Origin of the sequence: Nostoc sp. CALU 1950, from assembly GCF_051172895.1 — a bacterium.
GTDB classification, from domain to species: Bacteria; Cyanobacteriota; Cyanobacteriia; order Cyanobacteriales; family Nostocaceae; genus Nostoc; species Nostoc edaphicum_A.
In genome coordinates this window covers 1-1,157 of record NZ_JBDNJQ010000383.1, presented here as the reverse complement: position 1 = coordinate 1,157, position 1,157 = coordinate 1, and the positions used below count along the sequence as shown (strand labels likewise).

General features: G+C 42.7%; 2 protein-coding genes. Both read left to right on the top strand.

Annotation, left to right across the window (positions count from 1 at the left end):
* Nucleotides 1-73 precede the first annotated feature (73 nt).
* Nucleotides 74-577 carry a helix-turn-helix domain-containing protein gene (locus ABF638_RS38045; RefSeq protein WP_435027895.1) on the top strand — a complete coding sequence of 168 codons (504 nt, stop codon included), beginning with the start codon at nt 74-76 and terminating at the stop codon, nt 575-577.
* 32 nt (nt 578-609) lie between these two features.
* On the top strand, nt 610-1,146 hold the full coding sequence (locus tag ABF638_RS38040; protein ID WP_435027894.1) for an IS630 family transposase: 537 nt from the start codon (nt 610-612) through the stop codon (nt 1,144-1,146).
* Nucleotides 1,147-1,157: the final 11 nt, after the last annotated feature.

The following is a 1,157-nucleotide window of genomic DNA, read 5'->3' as shown; positions in this document are numbered from 1 at the left end:
ATACCAATTCTATGTGAGGCTGCATAGAACCGTAAAATAGAGAGCAGGAAAGAATCAAGACTAGAGGTAAACGATGGCACGCCCCTTTAATCTAGAAATAAGCGAGAGTACAGAGTATTTGTCCAAAAGCCTCAAAAATGCTCGCACTGCGATCGAGAAAGAACGCTTACAAATGATTTGGTGGCTAAAAACAGGACAAGTTACACAGCATAAGGAATTGAGCCGCATATTGGGTAGAGATGCCTCAACCGTCACACGGTGGTTGCAAAAGTATCGACAAGGGGGATTGGCAAAGTTACTAGAGGTCAACGTTGCACCTGGAGCAATGCCAAAGATTCAAGGAGAGGTATTGTCTCGACTCAAGAATAAACTGCAATGTCCACAGGGATTTAGCAGCTATGGGCAGATCGTTGAATGGTTAGAGCAGGAATTTAATATACAAGTCAAATATAAGACGGTTTACCGTTGGGTGCGCTATGAACTCAAGGCGACACTAAAAGTGCCTCGACCAGTAAGTAAGGAACAGGATGAACAGGCAGTGAGCCTGTTTAAAAAAACATTCCCTTTGCCTTACTAGCTTTAGAAAACTTGCTGGGTAACGGAAAGCGATTGCGTTACTTATGCCAAGATGAAACTCGAATTGGTCTGAAAACCGAAACAGGGCGAGTGATCACGGCTGGTGGTGTAAAACCGATAGTATCAGTACAATGGCCACGTCAAGCATTCTGGCTATATGGAGTAGTTGAGCCATTTGCTGGTTGGCAGTTTTATCAGGAGTATGATCATCTCAATGGTGAGACTTTTCAGAAGTTTTTAGATGCCCTCTCATTAGAACTGGGCAACGATATGGCACTGATTCAAATGGATCAGGCTTCTGCTCATCAAGCGTTAGCATTAATCTGGCCTGATAATCTTATCCCAATATTTCAGCCTGCTCATAGCCCTCAACTGAATCCTATTGAACGATTGTGGCAGCATATTAAACGTCAATGGAAGGGTGAAAATTTTTCTTCTTTGCAGCAGTTGCGTCAGCGGGTTCAATTGGAATTGGCTCAAATGTCTTCTGAATTGATCTCCTCTTTGACAAGTTATGATTTCATCCTCGAAGCTCTATTTCATGAAGCTTTATTCTGTGCAGCTTCTTAGAGAATTGGTAT